At 67.4% G+C, this 18,672-nt stretch carries 18 protein-coding genes and 1 pseudogene; 1 reads left to right on the top strand and 18 read right to left on the bottom strand.

Annotated elements, in window-relative coordinates; translation table 11 throughout:
* Positions 1-32: 32 nt before the first annotated feature.
* Positions 33-1,022 (bottom strand): aldo/keto reductase, encoded by a 990-nt coding sequence (locus OMP43_RS01460; protein ID WP_280277730.1) that lies wholly within the window; start codon positions 1,020-1,022, stop codon positions 33-35.
* Between the two features lie 107 nt (positions 1,023-1,129).
* On the opposite strand from OMP43_RS01460, the gene OMP43_RS01455 reads away from it, so the two are divergent.
* The gene (locus tag OMP43_RS01455) at positions 1,130-2,041 is read left to right on the top strand and encodes a LysR family transcriptional regulator (RefSeq protein WP_280277729.1); all 912 of its coding nucleotides are present in this window, start codon (positions 1,130-1,132) and stop codon (positions 2,039-2,041) included.
* Here the strand turns inward: OMP43_RS01455 and OMP43_RS01450 are convergent.
* The 17 genes and pseudogenes from OMP43_RS01450 to OMP43_RS01370 form a co-directional block, all read right to left on the bottom strand.
* The gene (locus OMP43_RS01450) at positions 2,038-3,045 is read right to left on the bottom strand and encodes a histidine kinase dimerization/phosphoacceptor domain -containing protein (RefSeq protein WP_280277728.1); all 1,008 of its coding nucleotides are present in this window, start codon (positions 3,043-3,045) and stop codon (positions 2,038-2,040) included. The two genes, OMP43_RS01455 and OMP43_RS01450, sit on opposite strands and share 4 nt — an antisense overlap.
* A 153-nt stretch (positions 3,046-3,198) precedes the next feature.
* Complete coding sequence (locus OMP43_RS01445) at positions 3,199-3,783, bottom strand: outer membrane beta-barrel protein (RefSeq protein WP_280277727.1); 585 nt, start codon at positions 3,781-3,783, stop codon at positions 3,199-3,201.
* A gap of 191 nt (positions 3,784-3,974) precedes the next feature.
* Positions 3,975-6,329 (bottom strand): polyribonucleotide nucleotidyltransferase, encoded by a 2,355-nt coding sequence (gene pnp, locus OMP43_RS01440; RefSeq protein WP_280277726.1) that lies wholly within the window; start codon positions 6,327-6,329, stop codon positions 3,975-3,977.
* A gap of 171 nt (positions 6,330-6,500) precedes the next feature.
* Positions 6,501-6,770, bottom strand: coding sequence for a 30S ribosomal protein S15 (rpsO, locus tag OMP43_RS01435; RefSeq protein WP_086127986.1), 270 nt, complete (start codon positions 6,768-6,770; stop codon positions 6,501-6,503).
* Between the two features lie 20 nt (positions 6,771-6,790).
* On the bottom strand, positions 6,791-7,684 hold the full coding sequence (truB, locus tag OMP43_RS01430) for a tRNA pseudouridine(55) synthase TruB (RefSeq protein WP_280277725.1): 894 nt from the start codon (positions 7,682-7,684) through the stop codon (positions 6,791-6,793).
* Between the two features lie 39 nt (positions 7,685-7,723).
* Positions 7,724-8,128, bottom strand: coding sequence for a DUF6491 family protein (locus OMP43_RS01425; RefSeq protein ID WP_280277724.1), 405 nt, complete (start codon positions 8,126-8,128; stop codon positions 7,724-7,726).
* A gap of 56 nt (positions 8,129-8,184) precedes the next feature.
* Positions 8,185-8,760 carry a thymidine kinase gene (locus OMP43_RS01420; protein WP_280277722.1) on the bottom strand — a complete coding sequence of 192 codons (576 nt, stop codon included), beginning with the start codon at positions 8,758-8,760 and terminating at the stop codon, positions 8,185-8,187.
* Between the two features lies 1 nt (position 8,761).
* Positions 8,762-9,154, bottom strand: a complete 393-nt coding sequence (locus OMP43_RS01415) for a type II toxin-antitoxin system VapC family toxin (RefSeq protein WP_280277721.1) — start codon at positions 9,152-9,154, stop codon at positions 8,762-8,764.
* Positions 9,151-9,396, bottom strand: a complete 246-nt coding sequence (locus OMP43_RS01410) for an AbrB/MazE/SpoVT family DNA-binding domain-containing protein (RefSeq protein WP_280277720.1) — start codon at positions 9,394-9,396, stop codon at positions 9,151-9,153. Before OMP43_RS01410 ends, OMP43_RS01415 begins: the two co-directional genes overlap by 4 nt.
* 49 nt (positions 9,397-9,445) lie before the next feature.
* Positions 9,446-9,850, bottom strand: coding sequence for a 30S ribosome-binding factor RbfA (rbfA, locus tag OMP43_RS01405; protein ID WP_280277719.1), 405 nt, complete (start codon positions 9,848-9,850; stop codon positions 9,446-9,448).
* Entirely contained in the window at positions 9,847-10,272 is a 426-nt protein-coding gene (locus tag OMP43_RS01400) for a PaaI family thioesterase (protein WP_280277718.1), read from the bottom strand. Before OMP43_RS01400 ends, rbfA begins: the two co-directional genes overlap by 4 nt.
* 154 nt (positions 10,273-10,426) lie before the next feature.
* Positions 10,427-13,091, bottom strand: a pseudogene (infB, locus tag OMP43_RS01395) (translation initiation factor IF-2).
* Positions 13,092-13,099: 8 nt separating this feature from the next.
* A complete protein-coding gene (locus OMP43_RS01390; RefSeq protein ID WP_280278089.1) occupies positions 13,100-13,783 on the bottom strand; it encodes a DUF448 domain-containing protein in 684 nt (227 codons plus the stop codon).
* A gap of 61 nt (positions 13,784-13,844) precedes the next feature.
* Positions 13,845-14,072 carry a 4-oxalocrotonate tautomerase family protein gene (locus OMP43_RS01385; protein WP_280277717.1) on the bottom strand — a complete coding sequence of 76 codons (228 nt, stop codon included), beginning with the start codon at positions 14,070-14,072 and terminating at the stop codon, positions 13,845-13,847.
* The gene (gene nusA / locus OMP43_RS01380; RefSeq protein WP_280277716.1) at positions 14,072-15,685 is read right to left on the bottom strand and encodes a transcription termination factor NusA; all 1,614 of its coding nucleotides are present in this window, start codon (positions 15,683-15,685) and stop codon (positions 14,072-14,074) included. Before nusA ends, OMP43_RS01385 begins: the two co-directional genes overlap by 1 nt.
* Positions 15,685-16,233: a ribosome maturation protein RimP gene (gene rimP, locus OMP43_RS01375; protein ID WP_086127975.1), complete on the bottom strand. Its 549-nt coding sequence runs from the start codon at positions 16,231-16,233 to the stop codon at positions 15,685-15,687. Before rimP ends, nusA begins: the two co-directional genes overlap by 1 nt.
* A gap of 358 nt (positions 16,234-16,591) precedes the next feature.
* Entirely contained in the window at positions 16,592-18,553 is a 1,962-nt protein-coding gene (locus tag OMP43_RS01370; RefSeq protein ID WP_280277713.1) for a S9 family peptidase, read from the bottom strand.
* Positions 18,554-18,672 lie beyond the last annotated feature (119 nt).

Here is an 18,672-nt window from a genome sequence, read left to right as displayed (position 1 = left end):
GAGGGCGAGCACGGCGAACGCCGGCGCCGGCTTCACCGGCCGACGACCTGCATCAGCGGGGCCGGATAGCGCTCGCCCTCGATGTCGATCTCGGCGAGCGCGGCGGCGATGCCGGCAAGGTCCCCGGCAGTGAGGGCCACCTTGGCGGCGCCCAGATTCTCCTCGAGCCGGTGCAGCTTGGTCGTGCCTGGGATCGGCACGATCCAGGGGCGCTGCGCCAGGATCCAGGCCAGCGCGACCTGGGCCGGAGTCGCCTGCTTCTCCGCGGCGATGCGCTGGAGCAGGTCGACCAGCGCCTGGTTCTTCGCCATCGCGTCGGGCGTGAAGCGCGGCAGCTTGCTGCGGAAATCGCCATCGCCGAACGCGGTGTCCGCGTGCATCGCGCCGGTGAGGAAGCCGCGGCCGAGCGGGCTGTAGGGCACCAGGCCGATGCCCAGTTCCTCGCAGACCGCGAAGATGCCGTTGGTCTCCACGCCGCGCGTCCACAGCGAATATTCGTTCTGGATCGCAGTGACGGGCTGCACGGCATGCGCGCGGCGCACCGTATCGGCGCCCGGCTCGGACAGGCCGAAATGCTTTACCTTTCCTTCCGCGATCAGCGCCTTCACCGCGCCGGCGACTTCCTCGATCGCCACATCGGGATCGACGCGGTGCTGGTAGAACAGGTCGATCTGCTCGATGCCGAGCCGCTGGAGCGAAGCCTCGGCGACCGCGCGGATATGTTCCGGCCGGCTGTTCAGGCCCGGCTGCTGCACGCCGTCGACGATATTGAAGCCGAATTTGGTGGCGATCACCACCTGGTCGCGCACCGGGCGCAGCGCTTCGCCGACCAGGCCTTCATTGGTGAACGGGCCATAGACTTCCGCGGTGTCGAAGAAGGTGACGCCGCGATCGACGGCAGCGCGCAGCAGGGCGCTGCTCTCCGCCGTGCTCAGCTTGCTGCCATAAGCGAAGTCCAGGCCCATGCAGCCATAGCCGATCGCCGAGACTTCGAGGCCGTTGCCGAGAATGCGCTTCTGCATGTCCTGCCTTCCTGAGATGAGGTCGCCCCGCACCCGGCAGAGATAGGGCGGATCGCCCCGCCGATTAGGGGCTGCAATCTGAACGGGTTTATGAGAGATTTTCAGCAATGAACCGCCAGGACCTTGCCGATCTCGCCGCCTTCGTCGCCGTGGCGCGCGAGCGCAGCTTCACCCGCGCGGCGGCGCAGCTGGGCGTGACCCCCTCGGCGCTCAGCCATTGCATGCGCGGGCTCGAGGAGCGACTGGGCGTGCGGCTGCTCAACCGCACCACGCGCAGCGTCACCGCCACCGAGGCCGGCGAGCGGATGCTGCGCTCGGTCGCCTTCCATCTCGACGAGATCGAGACGCATGTCGCAGCGCTCAACGACCTGCGCGAGCGGCCCGCCGGCAATATCCGCATCACCGCCGACGAATTCTCGCTCCAGACCGTGCTCTGGCCCCGGCTGCGCGGCGCGCTCGCCCGCTATCCGGACATCCGGCTGGAGATCGAGACCGACTATCGGCTGGTCGACATCGTCGCCGAGAAGTTCGACGCGGGCGTGCGGCTGGGCGACATCATCGACAAGGACATGATCGCGGTGCCGATCAGCCCGGAAATGCGGATGCTGGTGGTGGCGACGCCCGGCTATTTCGCCAGGGCGGGCCGCCCGCGCACGCCGCAGGAACTGGCCGGCCATTGCTGCATCAACCTGCGCCTGCCCACGCTGCGCGGCCTCTACGCCTGGGAGTTCGAGCGGGGCGGACGGGCGCAGCGGGTGCGGGTGGACGGGCAGCTGACCTTCAACAGCATCTTCCATATCCGCGAGGCGGCGCTCGACGGGTTCGGGCTCGCCTATCTGATGGAGAATCTGGTCCGCGAGCATCTCGACAGCGGCGCGCTGGAGGCGGTGCTCGAGGACTGGTCGCCGCCCTTTTCCGGCTATCATCTCTATTATCCGAGCCGGCGCCAGCCGACCCCGGCCTTCGCCGCGATCGTGGAGGCGCTACGCTACCGGCCCGGGCGCGAGGGCCAGGGCTAGGGCACGGCCAGCCGGGCGAGCGCGCCGCCCGGCCGTGGCGCCATCTCGAACCGGCCGCCGAGCTGGCCGGCCAGCGTCGCGGCGATGTGGAGACCCAGGCTGGCGTGGCGGGTGATGTCGAAGCCGGGCGGGAGCCCTTGTCCGTCATCCTCGATCTCGATTGCGAAGCCCGGCTCGCGGCGCCGGCAGCGGATCACGATCCGCCCCCCTTCCCGCCCGCCAAAGCCGTGCTCGATCGCATTGGCCACCGCTTCGGCGACGATCAGCGCCACCGGCACCGCAGCGTCGGGCGCGAGCTCGAGCGCATCGGGATCCTCGATCGCCAGCGCGACCGGCTTGCCGTCCGCCGCGATCACGTCGCCGGCCAACGGCGCGAGCAGCGCGCGCACGCCCCGTGCCCCGCCGTCGGAGCGATAGAGCTGGCGGCTGATCCGCCCGATCGTCCCGACGCGGCGCGCGGCCTCGTCGAGCGCGGCCTGGGCGGCGGGGTCGCCGACATGGCGCTTCTGCAGCGCGAGCAGGCCGGCGGCGACCTGGAGATTGTTCGAGACGCGGTGCTGCAGCTCGTGGAAGAGCAAGGTGCGGGTCTCGGCCAGCCGATGGTTGCGCTCGCGCTGCGCGATCAGCCCGTGCGTCACCGTCTGCATCCAGTGGAACAGCAACAGGACCAGCGTGCCGGCGGAAAGATAGAGGAAGATCGACGGCGCGACGCCCGGCAACGGCGCGTCGTGGAGCGGGTCCTTGATGAAGAACACCCAGCCGAGGATCCCGCCCAGCACCGCCGCGAGCAGGCCGGGCCGCACCCCGAACAGAAAGGCGGTGACGATCACGCCGGGCAGGAAAGTGGCATAGGGCAGGCCGGGCGGCAGCATGTTCCCGATCGCCAGGCGGATCAGCAGCGCGATCCCGGTGATCGCCAGGGTCAGACCGAGCTGGAGCCAGGGCCGATCCTCGAGAAGCGGCAGCTTCTCCGGCCAGCGAACCTCGCCATCGACCTGGGTCATCGCCCTCCTCCTACCGCCCCGGTGATAGCACAGGGCGCGGCCCGACATGCTGATCCGAGGCAAGACGATGCGGCTATTTCCCGGCTAGTCTTCGGAAATGACGGGAAAAAGGGGCACCCGTCGCCGGATGCCCCCGGTTCCCGGACGATCCGATCAGAAGCGGATGCCGACGCCGCCCGCGACCTGGCGGCGCTGCAGGTTGACGCTGTGGAAGCGCCCATAATCGGCATAGCTGGCATCGAGGAAGGCGTAGGTCTTCTTGCCGAGGCCGACTTCGACGCCGACCGAGCCCTGAATGCCGCTCTTGCTCTCCGAAGCGGAGGTGGCGCCCGACTTGCTCTCGAGCGTGATGCTGGCATAGCCGGCCTTCACATAGATCAGCGACTTGGTGCCGACGACGAAGCCGAGCCGGCCGCCGACGCTGAGATTGCCGGTCTCCTCGAGGCAGAGGCCGCCGCCGCACAGCGAGACGCTCGACAACTCGTAATTGGCATAGGGGCCGACCACGACCTTGTTGCCGGCGCGGATGTCGACGCCGATCTCGCCGCCATAGGAAACGGCGCTGCCGATCTTCCACACGCCGCCGCTGCCGTCGCTGACCGTCGGCGTCTCATAGCCGAGGCGGGCCTCGATGCGCGGGCCGGCAAAGTCATGGGCCGGCTCGGCCCGGTCCTGGGCAACCGCCGAAACGGGCGCGAGCAGAAGCGTGGCAGCCGCGGCCGCGAAAAGCTTGTTCATGGATTCCCCCTTTTAGAAGCGTAAGATAACGCAAATACGCACCACCCCATTGCTGGAACGGGGCGGTCGGCGGGAAATAGAAACGGCCCCGTTACGGGCCCAGTGGATTTTCCGTGGATTTGACCCGAAACGAAAAAGGGGCCCGGTTACCCGGACCCCTTCGCCATTCTTGCGGATCTACCCGCGGACGATCAGTCGTCGCCGCCGGTGAGGAACGCCGGCAGGCCGATATTCTCGCCACCCTCCTCCTTCGATTCCGAACGCTCGCGGCGCGGGCCGCGATCGCCACGGTCGCCCCGCGGGCCCCGGTCGCGATCGCCGCCTTCGCGGCGCGGGCCACGATCGCCGCCGCGGCCGCCGTCACGACGGCGGTCGCCACGGTCGCCGCGATCGCCACGGTCACCGCGCGGTTCGCGCGGCTCGCGGGCCGGACGCGTGTCCTCCAGCTCTTCGCCGGTCTCCTGGTCGACGACGCGCATCGACAGGCGGACCTTGCCGCGCGGATCGATCTCGAGGACCTTGACCTTGACTTCCTGGCCTTCGCTGAGAGCGTCCGAGACCTTCTCGACGCGCTCGTTCTTGATCTCCGAGACGTGGACGAGACCGTCCTTGCCGCCCATGAAGTTCACGAACGCGCCGAAATCGACGAGGTTGACCACCTTGCCGGTGTAGATCTTGCCGACCTCGGCTTCCTCGACGATGCCGAGGATCCAGTTCTTGGCGGCCTCGATCTGGGTCAGGTCCGACGAGGAGATCTTGATCACGCCCTCGTCGTCGATGTCGACCTTGGCGCCGGTGGTGGCGACGATCTCGCGGATCACCTTGCCGCCGGTGCCGATGACGTCGCGGATCTTGGTCTTGTCGATCGTGATCGTCTCGATGCGCGGCGCGTGCGCCGACAGTTCCGAGCGAGCCTCGCCCAGCGCCTTGTTCATCTCGCCCAGGATATGGGCGCGGCCGTCCTTGGCCTGGGCCAGGGCCGCCTCGAAGATCTCCTTGGTGATGCCGGCGATCTTGATGTCCATCTGCATCGTGGTGATGCCTTCGGACGTGCCCGCCACCTTGAAGTCCATGTCGCCCAGGTGATCCTCGTCACCCAGGATGTCGCTCAGGATCGCATAGTCCTTGCCCTCGAGGATCAGGCCCATGGCGATGCCCGAGACCGGGCGCTTGATCGGCACGCCGGCGTCCATCATCGCGAGGCTGCCGCCGCAGACCGAAGCCATCGACGAGGAGCCGTTCGACTCGGTGATGTCGCTGGTCAGGCGGATCGTGTAGGGGAATTCCTCCTTCGACGGCAGTACCGGGTGCAGCGCGCGCCACGCCAGCTTGCCATGGCCGACTTCGCGGCGGCCCGGCGCGCCGAAGCGGCCCACTTCGCCGACCGAATAGGGCGGGAAGTTATAGTGCAGCATGAAATGCTGGTACGACAGGCCGTTCAGGCCGTCGATCATCTGCTCCGCATCCTTGGTGCCCAGGGTGGCGGTGGCGATGGTCTGGGTCTCGCCGCGGGTGAACAGCGCCGAGCCGTGCGCGCGCGGCAGGAAGTGCGTCTCCGCCACGATCGGGCGGATCTGCGTGGTGGTGCGGCCGTCGATGCGCTTGCCGTCCTTCAGGATGGCGGTGCGGACGATCTCGGCTTCCAGCTTCTTGGTCAGCTTGATGCCGGCCATGACTTCCTGCGGCGTCAGGCCGTCCTCGGCGAACTGCGCCTTGGCCTTGGCACGCGCCTCGTTCAGCGCGTTCGAGCGGGCCGACTTGTCGGTCAGCTTGTAGGCGGCGGCGATGTCCTTGCCGATCAGCTTCTTGATCTTGTCCTTGAGCTTGGCGTTGTCGTCCTGCGACGCCATTTCCCAAGGCTCCTTGGCCGACTGCTCGGCCAGCTTGATGATCGCCTTGATCACTTCGCGGCAGGCGTCGTGCGCGAACAGCACGGCGCCGAGCATGATCTCTTCGGAAAGCTCCTTGGCTTCCGATTCGACCATCATCACCGCGTCATAGGTGGCGGCGACGACCAGATCGAGCTCGCCGGCGGCGACCTGCTCGTCGGTCGGGTTCAGGATGTACTCGCCATCGACATAGCCGACGCGGGCAGCGCCGATCGGGCCCATGAACGGCACGCCCGAGATGGTGAGCGCGGCGGACGCGGCGACCATCGACAGGATGTCCGGCTCGTTCTCGCCGTCATAGCTCAGCACCTGAGCGATGGCGTTGATCTCGTTGTAGAAGCCTTCCGGGAACAGCGGGCGGATCGGGCGGTCGATGAGACGCGAGACCAGGGTCTCCTTCTCGGTGGCGCCGCGCTCGCGCTTGAAGAAGCCGCCCGGGATGCGCCCGGCGGCCGAGAATTTTTCCTGGTAGTGGACGGTGAGCGGGAAGAAGTCCTGGCCTTCCTTCACGCTCTTCGCGGCCGTGACCGCGCAGAGCACCACCGTCTCGCCGAGGGTCGCCATCACGGCGCCGTCGGCCTGGCGGGCAACCTTGCCCGTTTCGAGAGTCAGCGTCTTGCCGCCCCACTCGATCGATACAGTCTTCTTGTCGAACATGTGTTTTCCTTCACTCCCGCTACCCGATGCAGCGGGGGCCTATGAGTTGAGCCATACGTGGCTCCAGGATCGGCCGGATTGCCGATCCCCGTCGTGCCTCCGGTGCGGAGGCGGTTCGGCACGGTAGCGTGCCCGAATGACAAAAAGGCGACCCGAGGGCCGCCTTTTCGGTTACTTGCGAAGCCCGAGCTTCGCGATGAGATCGGTGTAGCGGCTCTCGTCCTTCTTCTTCAGATAGTCGAGCAGGCTACGGCGCTTGTTGACCAGCATGAGCAGGCCGCGGCGCGAGTGATTGTCCTTGGCGTGCGTCTTGAAGTGCTCGGTCAGGTTCGAGATGCGCTCCGAAAGGATCGCGATCTGCACTTCGGGGCTGCCGGTGTCGGTGCCGCCGCGGGCGTGTTCCTTGATGAGCGCTTCCTTGCGCTCGGCAGTGATCGACATAGTCTTTCCTTCGACATCGCTTACAAATTGAAGCCGCGAACGACCCGGATTTGACCGGATAGAGCCTCCACCAGCGCGATCGGGGTGTCCCCCAGGCACGCGAAATATTGGCCGTCTTCCTTGGCGATCCCGGCCAGAACCTGCCCCTGTCGGAGCAGCCCTGCCTGGTCGGGGGTGAGGGATAGAGCCGGGATGTCGTCCAGCCCCGCCCTCAATGGCAGGAGGAGTTGTTCAAGGGAGCGGCCCTTAGCGGCTTCGTCCAGTTTGTCCAGCGAAATCGCGGAATCCAGGGTGAAGGGCCCGGCCTTCACCCGGCGCAGCATCGTGACGTGACCGACGCTGCCGAGCGCCCGGGCGATGTCGCGCGCCAAGCTGCGGATATAGGTGCCCTTGGAGACATGGGCGCGCAGCGTGGCGAATTGCTTCCCCTCCTCCGCCCACCACGCGACATAACGCAGATCGTGGATGGTGACGCGACGCGTCGCGAGCGTCACCTCCTCGCCTGCCCGCGCCAGGTCATACGCACGTTCGCCGTCGATCTTGAGTGCGGAATAGGCCGGCGGCACCTGATCGATCTCGCCGATGAATTCGGCCAGCACATCTTCCACGTCCGCGCCGTCAACGAAGACGTCCGAAGTCGCGATCACCTTGCCTTCGAGATCGAGCGTGTCGGTCTCCGCGCCGAAGCAGATCGTGAAGTCGTACACCTTGTCGCTGTCGAGCATCCGCCCGGCCAGCTTGGTCGCCTCGCCGATCGCCACCGGCAGCACCCCGGTCGCCAGCGGATCGAGCGTGCCGCCATGGCCGACCTTGAACTTGCCGTACTTGCCGTCACGCAGCGCGCGCTTGACGGCGCTCACGCCCTGGGTGGAGCCGAGGCCCAGAGGTTTGTCGAGGATGATCCAGCCATGCATCCGGCGGCCCCTAGCCGAGGCCGGCCGCCGGAGCCAGCGTCAGGCGCCCTTGGCCTTGCCGGCCTTCGCCGCCTTGGCCGGTGGCGGGCCGCTATGGACGATATCGTCGATCCTGCACCGCTCGCGCCCGGCGATGATCGTGTCGCCGCGATCGATCTGGAAGCCGCCGGCAAAGGTCTTGAAGCCCACGCCGATCGCCCAGGGCAGCTCGTTGCAGCGGCCGAAGAAGCTCACATAATACCAGTTGCGCCGGGCATCCTGGATGTAGACGCCGTCGCCATCGTCGGTGGATTCGAAGGTGCGGATGTCGTTCCGGGTCATGAACGGGATCGTCGCCGGCTCGCCCGATTTGGGCCCGGGCGTGGGGCCGGCCTGCTGCGCCGAGGCAGCGGAAGTGACGAACAGCGCCGGCAGCGCCAGCGCGAGGACGGTCTTGCGGAACATGGTTCGTCTCCTTTCGAAGACCATGTGGAACACTCCTGCCCCGCGCCTTAGCATAGTCAGGCTGTACGCTGCATGAAGTGGCGCCGGCACAGCGCGACATAGCGCTCGTTGCCGCCCACCTCGCGCTGCTCGCCCTGCCGCACGGCATTGCCCGCGGCATCGACGCGCAGGTTCATCGTCGCTTTGCGCCCGCATTCGCACACCGACTTGATCTCGACCAGCGAATCGGCGAGCGCGAGCAGCTCTGCCGAGCCGGGGAAGAGCCGGCCCTGGAAATCGGTGCGCAGGCCGTAGCAGAGCACCGGGATGCCCACTTCGTCGGCGAGATGGGCGAGCTGGCGGACCTGGGCTGGCGAGAGGAACTGCGCCTCGTCGACCAGGATGCAGGCGAGCGGCATCTCGTAATGCGCGTCCTCGGCGATGCGGCGCAGGTCAGTCGCTTCCTCGAAGGGGACCGCATTGGCGCTGATGCCCAGGCGCGAATCGATCACGCCCTTGCCGCCCCGGTCATGGATGCCGGCGGTGAACAGCAAGGTGCGCATGCCGCGCTCGCGATAGTTGAAATCGGCCTGGAGCAGCGTGGTCGATTTGCCCGCGTTCATCGAGGCATAGTAGAAATAGAGCTTGGCCATTTTATGCGAGAATCTCGATAGAGACGGATGCTGCTTCGCCGACCTGCCGAGCAACGCCCTTGTCGAAAGTGGCGAATTTATCAGCCACGTCCTCCGACATGATCAGGTGCATCGCGTCTGCCCAATCCGCGCCCGACCTGTATTGCTCAATGGCCCAGCGCAGGCGATCCGAACCCTGGGTCCGTATCGTTTCGATCGAGAGAAGGACGATCATTGCGTCGGCCACGACCGAACGCGCCAGCTTCAATCGTTTGTGGAGCAACCAGCCCAGTTCCAGCCAAACAGTCGGCGTGACCCAGACCGGTTCCGCCAGAACAGCGCTGGCGATCCTGTGCTGCGGCATATCGTCGGCCAGGATGAAACGCGCCAGCACATTGGTGTCGACGGACCTCATGCGTCGTCCGCAATGTCGGATGACCAGCCCAGATCCTCGACGGCAACCGGCGGTCCCGCATGCTTGTAGATCGCGCGAAGCTGCCGGACGGCCTGCTCGACCGTTAGCGATGCTTGCCGCGCCTGACGGCGCGTGAGGTAAATTCCGCTCGATGTCTCGATGACTTCGAGATCGGCCCCGGCAGCCCAGCCAAGCCGATCCCGTATGGACTTGGGAACGACCACCTGACCCTTGTCGGACATTCGAGTGTGCGCGTTCATGGCGGTAAGATGCGTCTTACCAGCGCGGGAGTCAATCGCCCTCACCATCCTCGCCCAGGTCGCGCGCCACCTTGGGGTCGCGCAGCAGCTTGTCGATATGGCTGCCCTCGTCGAAGCTCTCGTCCGCCAGGAACTTGAGCCTGGCCGCATATTTCATCTTCACCCGGTGGGCGACTTCGCGCTGGAGATAGGCGGTGTTGGTGCGCAGCGCCTTGATCACCACTTCCTCGTCCTTGCCGAGCAGCGGCTTCACGAACACGGTGGCGTGGCGCAGATCGGGCGACATGCGCACTTCGGTGATCGAGACCATGTGGCTGGCCAGCGTCTCGTCGTGCACTTCGCCGCGCTGCAGGATCTCGCTCAGCACGTGGCGCACCTGCTCGCCGACGCGCAGCAGGCGGACGGAACGCTCTTCGGTGGTGGTCTGCGTCTTCATTTCTCACCCCGGCGCGCCATCGCGCCTTCCATCACGCGGCCCGTGAAGGTGCCGCGGGCGACCATGTTGCCGCCTTCGTCAAACAATTCGGCCTCGGTCACCGCGATCGTCTTGCCCAGGCTCACCACCCTGCCCTTCCCCGTGAAACGGCCGGGCCGCGCGGGCCTCAGGCACACCACATGGAAATCGATCGTCGGCGCATAGACCCGCCCCTCGCTCGCCGCGAACAGGCAGGGCCCCTGGGTATCGTCGAGCATCGCCGCCAGAAACCCGCCCTGCACCGTGCCCGCCGGATTGAGGAACCGGTCGTCGATGGTGAAGCCGATCTCGATCGTCCGCGCCGCCGCGTCGAACCCTCTCATCTCCCAGCCGAGCAGCCGGGCGGAGGAAGGCGATGGGAAATCGTCGAAGATCGAGCTCATCGCAGCATCGACGCCGGCAGGGCGAGGCAGAGGAGCAGCGGCAGGCAGCCGATGCTCGCGCCGTCCGCCGCGGAGAACAGCGCCCCGCGCCACCAGCTTCGCCGGCGCGGTGCCGGAGGCGAGGACTTGCGTCGTCTCCTCCGGCTTTCCGGCATCAGAGCGTGCGCTCGCGCATCTCGACTTCGAAGGTCTCGAGATAGTCGCCGGCCTTGATGTCGGTGAAGTTCTGGCTGAACGTCACGCCGCACTCCAGGCCCGCGCGCACTTCGGCCACATCGTCCTTGAAGCGACGCAGCGACGCGATCTCGCCATTGTAGATGATGACGTCGTCGCGGGTGATGCGCGCCTTGAGCGCCTTGCGGATCGCGCCCTCGACCACCAGCAGACCGGCGGCCTTGCCGTGCTTGCCGGCCGAGAAGACTTCCTTGATCTCGGCGCGGCCGACGACGGTCTCGAACGCTTCCGGACCGAGCTCGCCCGCCATGCCGGCGCGGACTTCGTCGGTCAGGTCGTAGATCACATCATAATATTTGAGCGCGACCTTGTTGCGCTCGGCGATCTCGCGCGCCTTGGCATTGGCGCGGACGTTGAAGCCGATGATCGGAGCGCCCGAGGCCGCGCCGACATTGACGTCGCTTTCCGTGATCGCGCCCACGCCGCTGTGGAGGATGCGCACCTTGATCTCGTCGGTCGAGATCTTGTTGAGCGCGCCCACGATCGCCTCGACCGAACCCTGGGTATCGGCCTTGACCACCAGCGGATACTCGATCGCCTGCTTGTCGCGCAGCGCCGAGAACATGCTCTCGAGGCTGGCCGGCGCCTGGGTGGTGCGCTTCTGCAGCGCCACGCCCTGGCGGTATTCGGCGACCTCGCGGGCACGCGCCTCGTTCTCCACGACCTGGAGCCCGTCGCCCGACATCGGCACGCCCGACAGGCCGAGCACTTCGACCGGCACCGACGGGCCCGCTTCCTTCACCTGCTGGCCCTTGTCGTTGATCAGCGCGCGGACCTTGCCGCTCTCGGCACCGACGACGAACACGTCGCCCACCTTGAGCGTGCCGCGGCTGACCAGGATCGTCGCGACCGGGCCGCGGCCCTTGTCGAGCTTGGCCTCGATCACCGTGCCCTCGGCCTCGCGGTCCGGATTGGCCTTGAGGTCGAGCAGCTCGGCCTGGATCTGGATCTTGGCGATCAGGTCGTCGAGGCCGATCTTCTTGAGCGCGGAGACTTCGACGTCCTGCGTCTCGCCGCCCATCTCCTCGACGATCACCTCATGCTCGAGCAGGCGCTCGCGCACGCGCTGCGGATTGGCGCTGTCGAGGTCGACCTTGTTGATCGCCACGATCATCGGCACGCCGGCCGCCTTGGTGTGGTTGATCGCCTCGATCGTCTGCGGCATCAGGCCGTCATTGGCGGCCACCACCAGCACGACGATGTCGGTGATGTCGGCGCCGCGCGCGCGCATTTCCGAGAAGGCCTCGTGGCCCGGCGTGTCGAGGAAGGTGATCTTCGACTTGTCCTTCAGCGTGACCTGATAGGCGCCGATATGCTGGGTGATGCCGCCGGCCTCGCCCTTCACCACATCGGTGCCGCGCAGGGCATCGAGCAGCGAGGTCTTGCCATGGTCGACGTGACCCATGATCGTCACCACCGGCGCGCGCGGCTGCAGCGTGTCCTCGGCATCGGCCTCGGCCTCGACCAGGTCGACGTCGCTCTCGCTGACGCGCTGCAGGTTGTGGCCGAATTCGGTGACGAGCAGCTCGGCGGTGTCCTGGTCGATCGTCTGGTTGACGGTGACCGGCATGCCCATCTTGAACAACGCCTTCACCAGGTCGGCGCCCTTCTCGGCCATGCGGTTGGCGAGCTCCTGCACGGTGATCGCCTCGGGGACGACCACGTCGCGGACCTGCTTCTCGCGCTGGATCGAGCCGCCGCCGAACGCACGGCGATGCTCCTTCTCGCGGGCGCGCTTCAGCGCGGCGAGCGAGCGGGCGCGGGCGCCGTCCTCGCCGCCCAGCGCGCGATTGACGGTGAGCTTGCCCGACTGGCGGCGATCGTCGCCCTTGCGGTCGCGCTGCTGCGGACGCGCGGGCTCGGGGCCGCGGCGCACCGGCGCACCGCCCGTGGGGGCGGGGCGCGATGCGGGCGCATTGCCGCCGCCGGCCGGGCGCGCGGCCTGGGTCGGCGCCGGAGCGGCAGCCTCGGGCTTCGGCTCGGGCTTGGGCTGCGGCTTGGGAATCTCGGGGCGCTGCACCGGGGTGAACAGGCGCGGGGCCGGGCGGCTCGGATCGAGCTGCAGCGCGACCGGAGCCGGGGGCGGCGCCGGCGTCGGCGCGGGCTTGGGAGCCGGGGCCGGAGTCGGCGCCGGAGCGGCGACGGGTGCCGGAGCGGCCTCGACGGCCTTCTCGACCTTGGGCTCGGGAGCCGGCGGCGCCTTGGCGGCTTCCGCCTCGGCCCGGGCCTTCTCCTCGATGCGACGGGCCTCGGCTTCGGCGGCCTCGGCGCGCTCGCGCTCCTCGCGGCGGCGCGCTTCCTCGTTCGCCTGCATGCGCTGGTCTTCCGCCTCGCGCAGCAGTCGGGCCTGGCGCTCCTGCGCCGTCTCGTTCGACGGGCGCGGCGACAGGCTCGGGCGCGGCCTGCGCCTCGTCCTGCGGAGTGCCGTGCGGGCCCAGGACACGGCGGCGCTTCACTTCCACGACCACGGTGTTCGAGCGGCCATGGCTGAAGCTCTGCTTCACCTTGCCCGTCTCGACCGTGCGCTTCAGCCCCAGCGGTGCGCGCATGCCCAGTTTCGGCTTATCGTTATCGGTGTCGCTCATGCGCCTGCCTAAAGTCCTTCAGTCTGTCGTTCGTCTTCGGACGCTTCCGACGGAAGCGCCGATGCGCCTTGCGAAGCGGTTTCGCAAGGGCGAGGGGTGGAATCGGATCCGATAAAGCGCAGCCACCGATCGAGCGCTTCGCTCGTCCGCGCAGCCGCTTTGGCGTCGGTCAGGCCCGCATGTACCACATTTTCGCGGCCAAGCGCCAAGGACAATATGGTGCGCGGGATCGGCAATGTTAAGCCCTGCAGGCCGCTGCCCTCGCGATCGCTGCCCACGCGCCAGGCCTGGGCGAGCTTGCGCGCGCCGTCCTCGCCGGCATCGCTCGCATGGAGCAGCAGGTGGAGCCTGCCGCCGCGCGCGGCTTCCTGGATGCGGTCGCCGCCGATCGCGACATGCCCGGCCTTGAACTCCAGGCCCAGCCGGTCGAGCGCGTTGCGCCGGAGCTGCTCCTCGATCCGCGCACCCAGATCCTCGGGAATGCGCAGCTCGGCGCCCTTGAAGGCGCGGGCGAGCACGCCCTTGAGCTTCTTGCCCGAAGCTTCGAGTTCCGCGCGAGTCACGCCGATCCAGGCGCCGCGGCCCGGCGCCTTGGCGCGGACATCGGGCAGCACCTCGCCGTCGGGCGAGAGCGCGAGTCGGATCAGCCCGTCGCGCGGAGCTTCCTCGCGACTCAGGATGCAGGTGCGCATGGGGTCGCTCCCCTCCCGCGATGCGGAAGAGGTGGTCGCGCTGGTCTTCAGCCGTGCCGTGTCATTGTGAGGGTTCCGCATGCGCGTCTCCCTGCACCGGCGCATTGCGGTCCGCGATCAGCTGACCGCCCGCGCCGTAATTCTCCAAGCTCAGCTCGGTGATGTTGACCTGGACGGCACCCGCCGGCTTGCCCAGGCGCGCGACCATCGAGGCCGTGACATCGGCGACGATGCCAGCCTTCTGCTCGCGGGTGGCCGGGCCGGCCAGACGGATGTCGATGAAGGGCATCAGGCCTCGTCCTCCGCCGGCGCGACCGCCGCGGCATCGTCCTCGTCCGCGAACCAGTGCGCGCGGGCCGCCATGATGATCTCGTTGCCCTGCTCGTCGCTGAGCCCGTACTCGGCGAGGATCCCGCCCTTGTCCTGCTCGCGCTTCGGCGCGTCCTCGTTGCGGCGGCGCGGCTCGGCGCGCTTCTTCTGCACCAGCTCGTCGGTGGCGAGGTCCGCCAGGTCGTCGAGTGTCTTGATGCCCGCCTTGCCGAGCGTGACCAGCATCGCCTCGGTCATGTACGGCATGGTGGCGAGGTCGTCCTCGACGCCCAGCGCGCGGCGCTCGGTACGATTGGCTTCCTCGCGGCGCTCCAGCGCTTCCTGCGCGCGGCTCTGCAGCTCCTGGCCGAGCTCCTCGTCAAAGCCCTCGATCGAGGCGATCTCGTCGAGCTCGACATAGGCCACTTCCTCGAGGCTGCTGAAGCCTTCGGCGACCAGCAGCTGGGCCAGCGTCTCGTCGACGTCGAGCTCGTTCTGGAACATCTCGCTGTTCGCGACGAACTCGGCCTGGCGCTTCTCGCTGGCGTCGGTCTCGGTGAGGATGTCGATCGCCTTGGCGGTCAGCTGCGAAGCCAGGCGCACATTCTGGCCGCGACGGCCGATGGCGAGGCTGAGCTGATCGTCGGGAACGACGACTTCGATACGGTCCTCTTCCTCGTCGATCACGACGCGGCTGACATTCGCCGGCTGCAGCGCGTTGACGACGAAGGTCGCGGTGTCCGGCGACCAGGGGATGATGTCGATCTTCTCGCCCTGCATCTCCTGCACCACGGCCTGGACGCGCGAGCCCTTCATGCCGACACAGGCGCCGACCGGATCGATCGACGAGTCATGCGAGATCACGCCGATCTTGGCGCGCGAGCCCGGGTCGCGGGCGGCGGCCTTGATCTCGATGATGCCGTCGTAGATCTCGGGCACTTCCTGCGCGAACAGCTTCTTCATGAACTCGGGGTGCGCGCGGCTCAGGAAGATCTGCGGGCCGCGGTTCTCGCGGCGGACGTTGAGGATGATCGAGCGGACGCGATCGCCGACGCGAACCACTTCGCGCGGGATCTGCTGGTCGCGGCGGATCACGCCCTCGGCGCGGCCCAGGTCCACGACCACGTGACCGAACTCGACGCGCTTCACCACGCCGGTGATGATCTCGTTCTGGCGGTCCTTGAACTCTTCATACTGGCGCTCGCGCTCGGCGTCGCGGACCTTCTGGAAGATGATCTGCTTCGAGGCCTGGGCCTGGATGCGGCCGAACTCGATCGGGGGCAGCGGATCGACGATATAGTCGCCCACGGCCGCGCCCTTCTGGAGCTTCTGCGCCTGGTTGACGTCGACCTGCTTGAAATAATCATCGACCGCCTCGACCACCTCGACGACGCGCCACAGGCGCAGGTCGCCGGTGTTCGGGTCGAGCTTGGCGCGAATGTCGTTCTCCACGCCGTAGCGGTTCTTCGCGGCGCGCTGGATCGCGTCTTCCATCGCCTCGATGACGATGGCCTTGTCGATCAGCTTCTCCTTCGCGACCGAATCGGCGATGGCGAGCAGCTCGGCCTTGTTGGCGGAAATGGCGGTGGCCATCAGTTGTCTTCCTCTGCTTCGTATTCGTCCGCGCCCTCGGTCGAGAGCGGCGCGGTGGCGTTGATCAGTCGGTCGGTCATCAGCAGCTTGGCGTCGGCGATGCTGCCGAACGGAACGCTGACTACCTTGTACTTGCGGACGTCGATCGAGACGAGATCGCCCTCGATGCCGATCAGGTCGCCGGTCAATTGCTTGCGCCCGTCCTCGAGCGGCTCGGCCAGGTTCAGCCGCGCCTCGTGCGTCTTCCAGTCCGCATAGTCCTGGAGCCGAGTGAGCGGCCGGTCGATGCCCGGCGAGCTGACTTCCAGGCGATAGGCGTAATCGAACGGGTCCTTGCCCGCTTCCTCCAGCGCGTCGAACACATCGGAGATGCGGCGCGACAGATCGGCGCAATCGTCGATGGTGAGCTGGCGGGTGTCGGGGCGCTCGGCCATCACCTGCAACGTCGGGTCGCTGGTGCCGCCGAACATCTTGACGCGCACCAGCGCGAGCCCGAGCGCCTGGGCTTCGGGTTCGATCAGCTTGGTGAGGTCGGCAATATTCGCCACGCGGCACTCCGGAATTGGTCAAGCAGCTTCGGCGCCGGAGCCCTGCGGGCCCCGACCTCGGCATGTTTGACGATGTCGAGAAAGCACAAGCGATATACGCACTCGGCGCGGCGGCGGCAAGAGCAATCGGATTCGGGCCGGGGCGGGATCCCGCCCTGGCCAGGGGCGAAGGGCCTTTCAATGCAGGTTTTCGCGTGACACGGCGTCCCCGTGCCCCTTCGCGTCGCACAGGACGACACTTCGCCCCAGCGGGGTAAATCCACCGGCATCGGCGCGTCTGGGGGAGCAGAATCCGGGCCCGCATGCATATGGTTCGTAAACTTTGCCGCGCCGTCCGGGTAAATCCGCTGCCCGGCCCTCAACTCGGATTATGCGTGTCGAGGAACTTGCCCACCCGGGTGAGGAAGTCGGTCGAATGCACCGGATCGGCGAAGCCGTGCCCTTCCTTGGGATAGACGACATATTCATGCGCCCGCCCCAGCTTCTGCAGCGCGTCGTGCAGACGGCGCGACTGGTAGAGCGGCACATTGTCGTCGTCCTCGCCATGCGCGAGCAGGATCGGCACGCGCATCCGCTCGACCTGCTTCAGGGGCGAGACGGTATCGAGCTCGAAATGCTTGTCGCCCTGCACCCGGGTGCGCCAGTCGCTAAAATAGCGGGTCGCGGCCATCGTGCGGCCGTCGTAGCGCAGCATCGAGGCGACGTCGGAAACTCCGGCGAAGCTGATCGCGCAGCGATAGGTCTCGGGATTGCGCACCGCCGCCCACATCGCCGCATAGCCGCCGAACGAAGCACCCATGATGCAGACGCGCTTGGGATCGACCACGCCCCTGGCCGCAAGCCATTTCACGCCGTCGTCGATATCGTCCTGCATGCCGCGCCCCCATTGGCCGATTCCCTTGGCGACGAAATCGCGGCCGAAGCCGGTCGAGCCGCGGAAATTGGGCTGGAGCACCACATAGCCCTTGCTCGCCAGGAACTGGACCCAGGCGTCATAGCCCCAGCTGTCACGCGCGAAGGGGCCGCCATGCGGCATGATGACCATCGGCAGGTTCTTGTCGCCGCGGCCCGGCGGCATCGTCAGATAGGCCCGCAGCTCGAGCCCGTCGCGCGCCTGGTAGCGGACCGGCTCCATCGCGGCGAGCCGCTTGCCGATCAGGCTGTCATAGGGCGCGGCGAACGCGTCCATGTGCCGGGTCCTGCGATCATAGACGTAATAGGCGCCGGGATCGTCGGAAGAGGCGCTCCAGATCAGCAGCTGCATCTTGTCGCGGCTCGACGAGACGACGCGGTTGAGATGGCCGGGCACGGCACGGTCGAGCCCGGCCTGGAGCTTCTGCATCTCGGGATCGAACCAGGTGACCCCGGGCTTGTCCTCCTCGTAGAAGACGCCGCGCACCTTGCCGTCCAGGCCAAGATCGAAATCGTCGATGTCGACCTGCGGATTCTCGTAGATCTGCTCGCCCAGCGCTTCCTTGGCGAAGTCGTAGCGATAGAGGCCGAAACGGCCGCTCTTGCCCGCCGCCACCGCATAGCCCTGGGCACTGCCGGGCGCCAGGGTGAAGCTGTCGATCCGGGTGTCGCCGGCGCCGGTGCCCACGTCGCGGCGCTGGCTGCGCCGGAAGTCCTCGCCGTCCCTGTCGCGATAATAGATCCAGTAGCGCCCGTCGCGCGTGCCCATGCCGACCCGCACCACGCCGTCGGAATCGGCATACCAGTCCCACACATCCTCGCGCGAGCTGACGATCTTGGTCGACTTGCCGGTGCCGAGATCGACGCGATAGACCGACGGCCATTCATAGATGCTCGGCTGGGTGTTGAGCAGCAGATACTGCCCGTCCCGATCGACATGGACGACATTGTCGCCGACCACGCCCTGGTCGCGCGGCCCGATGGAGCTCTGCTTGCCGGTATCGAGGTCGAGCAGCACGATCCGGGTCAGCCGGGTATCCTCATCGAGCACGCGGGCCGCCGTGCTCAGGCTGACCAGGACGCGCCGGCTGCCCGCCCAGCGGATCCATTCGATGCGGTGCTTGTCCGGGATCGGAATCGGCCGGATCTTGCGCCCCTCGATGGCCGTCTCGAAGATCAGCGCCACCGGCTTGCCCTTGATCAGCCCCTTGGCGGCGATGAGCTTCCCGTCGGGCGCGATCACGGGGGCGCCGATCGCCGGCAGTGCCCCGAAATCAGCGGCGCTCGGCACGGCGGGATCGGGATCCGGAGCGACCGCCCCGGACCGCGCCATCGCCGTCACCGTCGCGATGCCGGCGAGTACGATGGCGCAGGCGAACGCCATCCCCCGAAAAAGCTTGCCTCGCATGATTCCCCCTTTGCCTTCCCCGTGCCAGCTTCACTTGGCAGGCGCCCGGGATGCAAGCAGAATTGGCACCGGAGGCAACGCCCGGAGCCGCTACGGCTTTCGAAGCGTTGGCGCCGCGA

The organism is Sphingomonas sp. CBMAI 2297 (genome assembly GCF_029870595.1).
Lineage (GTDB): Bacteria > Pseudomonadota > Alphaproteobacteria > Sphingomonadales > Sphingomonadaceae > Sphingomonas.
This window is presented reverse-complemented; position numbering and strand designations above follow the sequence as displayed.

What these genes read in the sequence shown, in the direction of transcription:
- OMP43_RS01400 (WP_280277718.1), bottom strand. Translation starts at nt 10,272, where the DNA reads ATGAGCTCGATCTTCGACGATTTCCCATCGCCTTCCTCCGCCCGGCTG.
- OMP43_RS01390 (WP_280278089.1), bottom strand. Translation starts at nt 13,783, where the DNA reads ATGCGCACCTGCATCCTGAGTCGCGAGGAAGCTCCGCGCGACGGGCTG.
- nusA (WP_280277716.1), bottom strand. Translation starts at nt 15,685, where the DNA reads ATGGCCACCGCCATTTCCGCCAACAAGGCCGAGCTGCTCGCCATCGCC.
- truB (WP_280277725.1), bottom strand. Translation starts at nt 7,684, where the DNA reads ATGCATGGCTGGATCATCCTCGACAAACCTCTGGGCCTCGGCTCCACC.
- OMP43_RS01425 (WP_280277724.1), bottom strand. Translation starts at nt 8,128, where the DNA reads ATGTTCCGCAAGACCGTCCTCGCGCTGGCGCTGCCGGCGCTGTTCGTC.
- rpsO (WP_086127986.1), bottom strand. Translation starts at nt 6,770, where the DNA reads ATGTCGATCACTGCCGAGCGCAAGGAAGCGCTCATCAAGGAACACGCC.
- OMP43_RS01460 (WP_280277730.1), bottom strand. Translation starts at nt 1,022, where the DNA reads ATGCAGAAGCGCATTCTCGGCAACGGCCTCGAAGTCTCGGCGATCGGC.
- OMP43_RS01385 (WP_280277717.1), bottom strand. Translation starts at nt 14,072, where the DNA reads ATGCCCTTCATCGACATCCGTCTGGCCGGCCCGGCCACCCGCGAGCAG.
- pnp (WP_280277726.1), bottom strand. Translation starts at nt 6,329, where the DNA reads ATGTTCGACAAGAAGACTGTATCGATCGAGTGGGGCGGCAAGACGCTG.
- OMP43_RS01450 (WP_280277728.1), bottom strand. Translation starts at nt 3,045, where the DNA reads ATGACCCAGGTCGATGGCGAGGTTCGCTGGCCGGAGAAGCTGCCGCTT.
- OMP43_RS01410 (WP_280277720.1), bottom strand. Translation starts at nt 9,396, where the DNA reads ATGTCCGACAAGGGTCAGGTGGTCGTTCCCAAGTCCATACGGGATCGG.
- OMP43_RS01420 (WP_280277722.1), bottom strand. Translation starts at nt 8,760, where the DNA reads ATGGCCAAGCTCTATTTCTACTATGCCTCGATGAACGCGGGCAAATCG.
- OMP43_RS01415 (WP_280277721.1), bottom strand. Translation starts at nt 9,154, where the DNA reads ATGAGGTCCGTCGACACCAATGTGCTGGCGCGTTTCATCCTGGCCGAC.
- OMP43_RS01455 (WP_280277729.1), top strand. Translation starts at nt 1,130, where the DNA reads ATGAACCGCCAGGACCTTGCCGATCTCGCCGCCTTCGTCGCCGTGGCG.
- OMP43_RS01370 (WP_280277713.1), bottom strand. Translation starts at nt 18,553, where the DNA reads ATGCGAGGCAAGCTTTTTCGGGGGATGGCGTTCGCCTGCGCCATCGTA.
- rbfA (WP_280277719.1), bottom strand. Translation starts at nt 9,850, where the DNA reads ATGAAGACGCAGACCACCACCGAAGAGCGTTCCGTCCGCCTGCTGCGC.
- OMP43_RS01445 (WP_280277727.1), bottom strand. Translation starts at nt 3,783, where the DNA reads ATGAACAAGCTTTTCGCGGCCGCGGCTGCCACGCTTCTGCTCGCGCCC.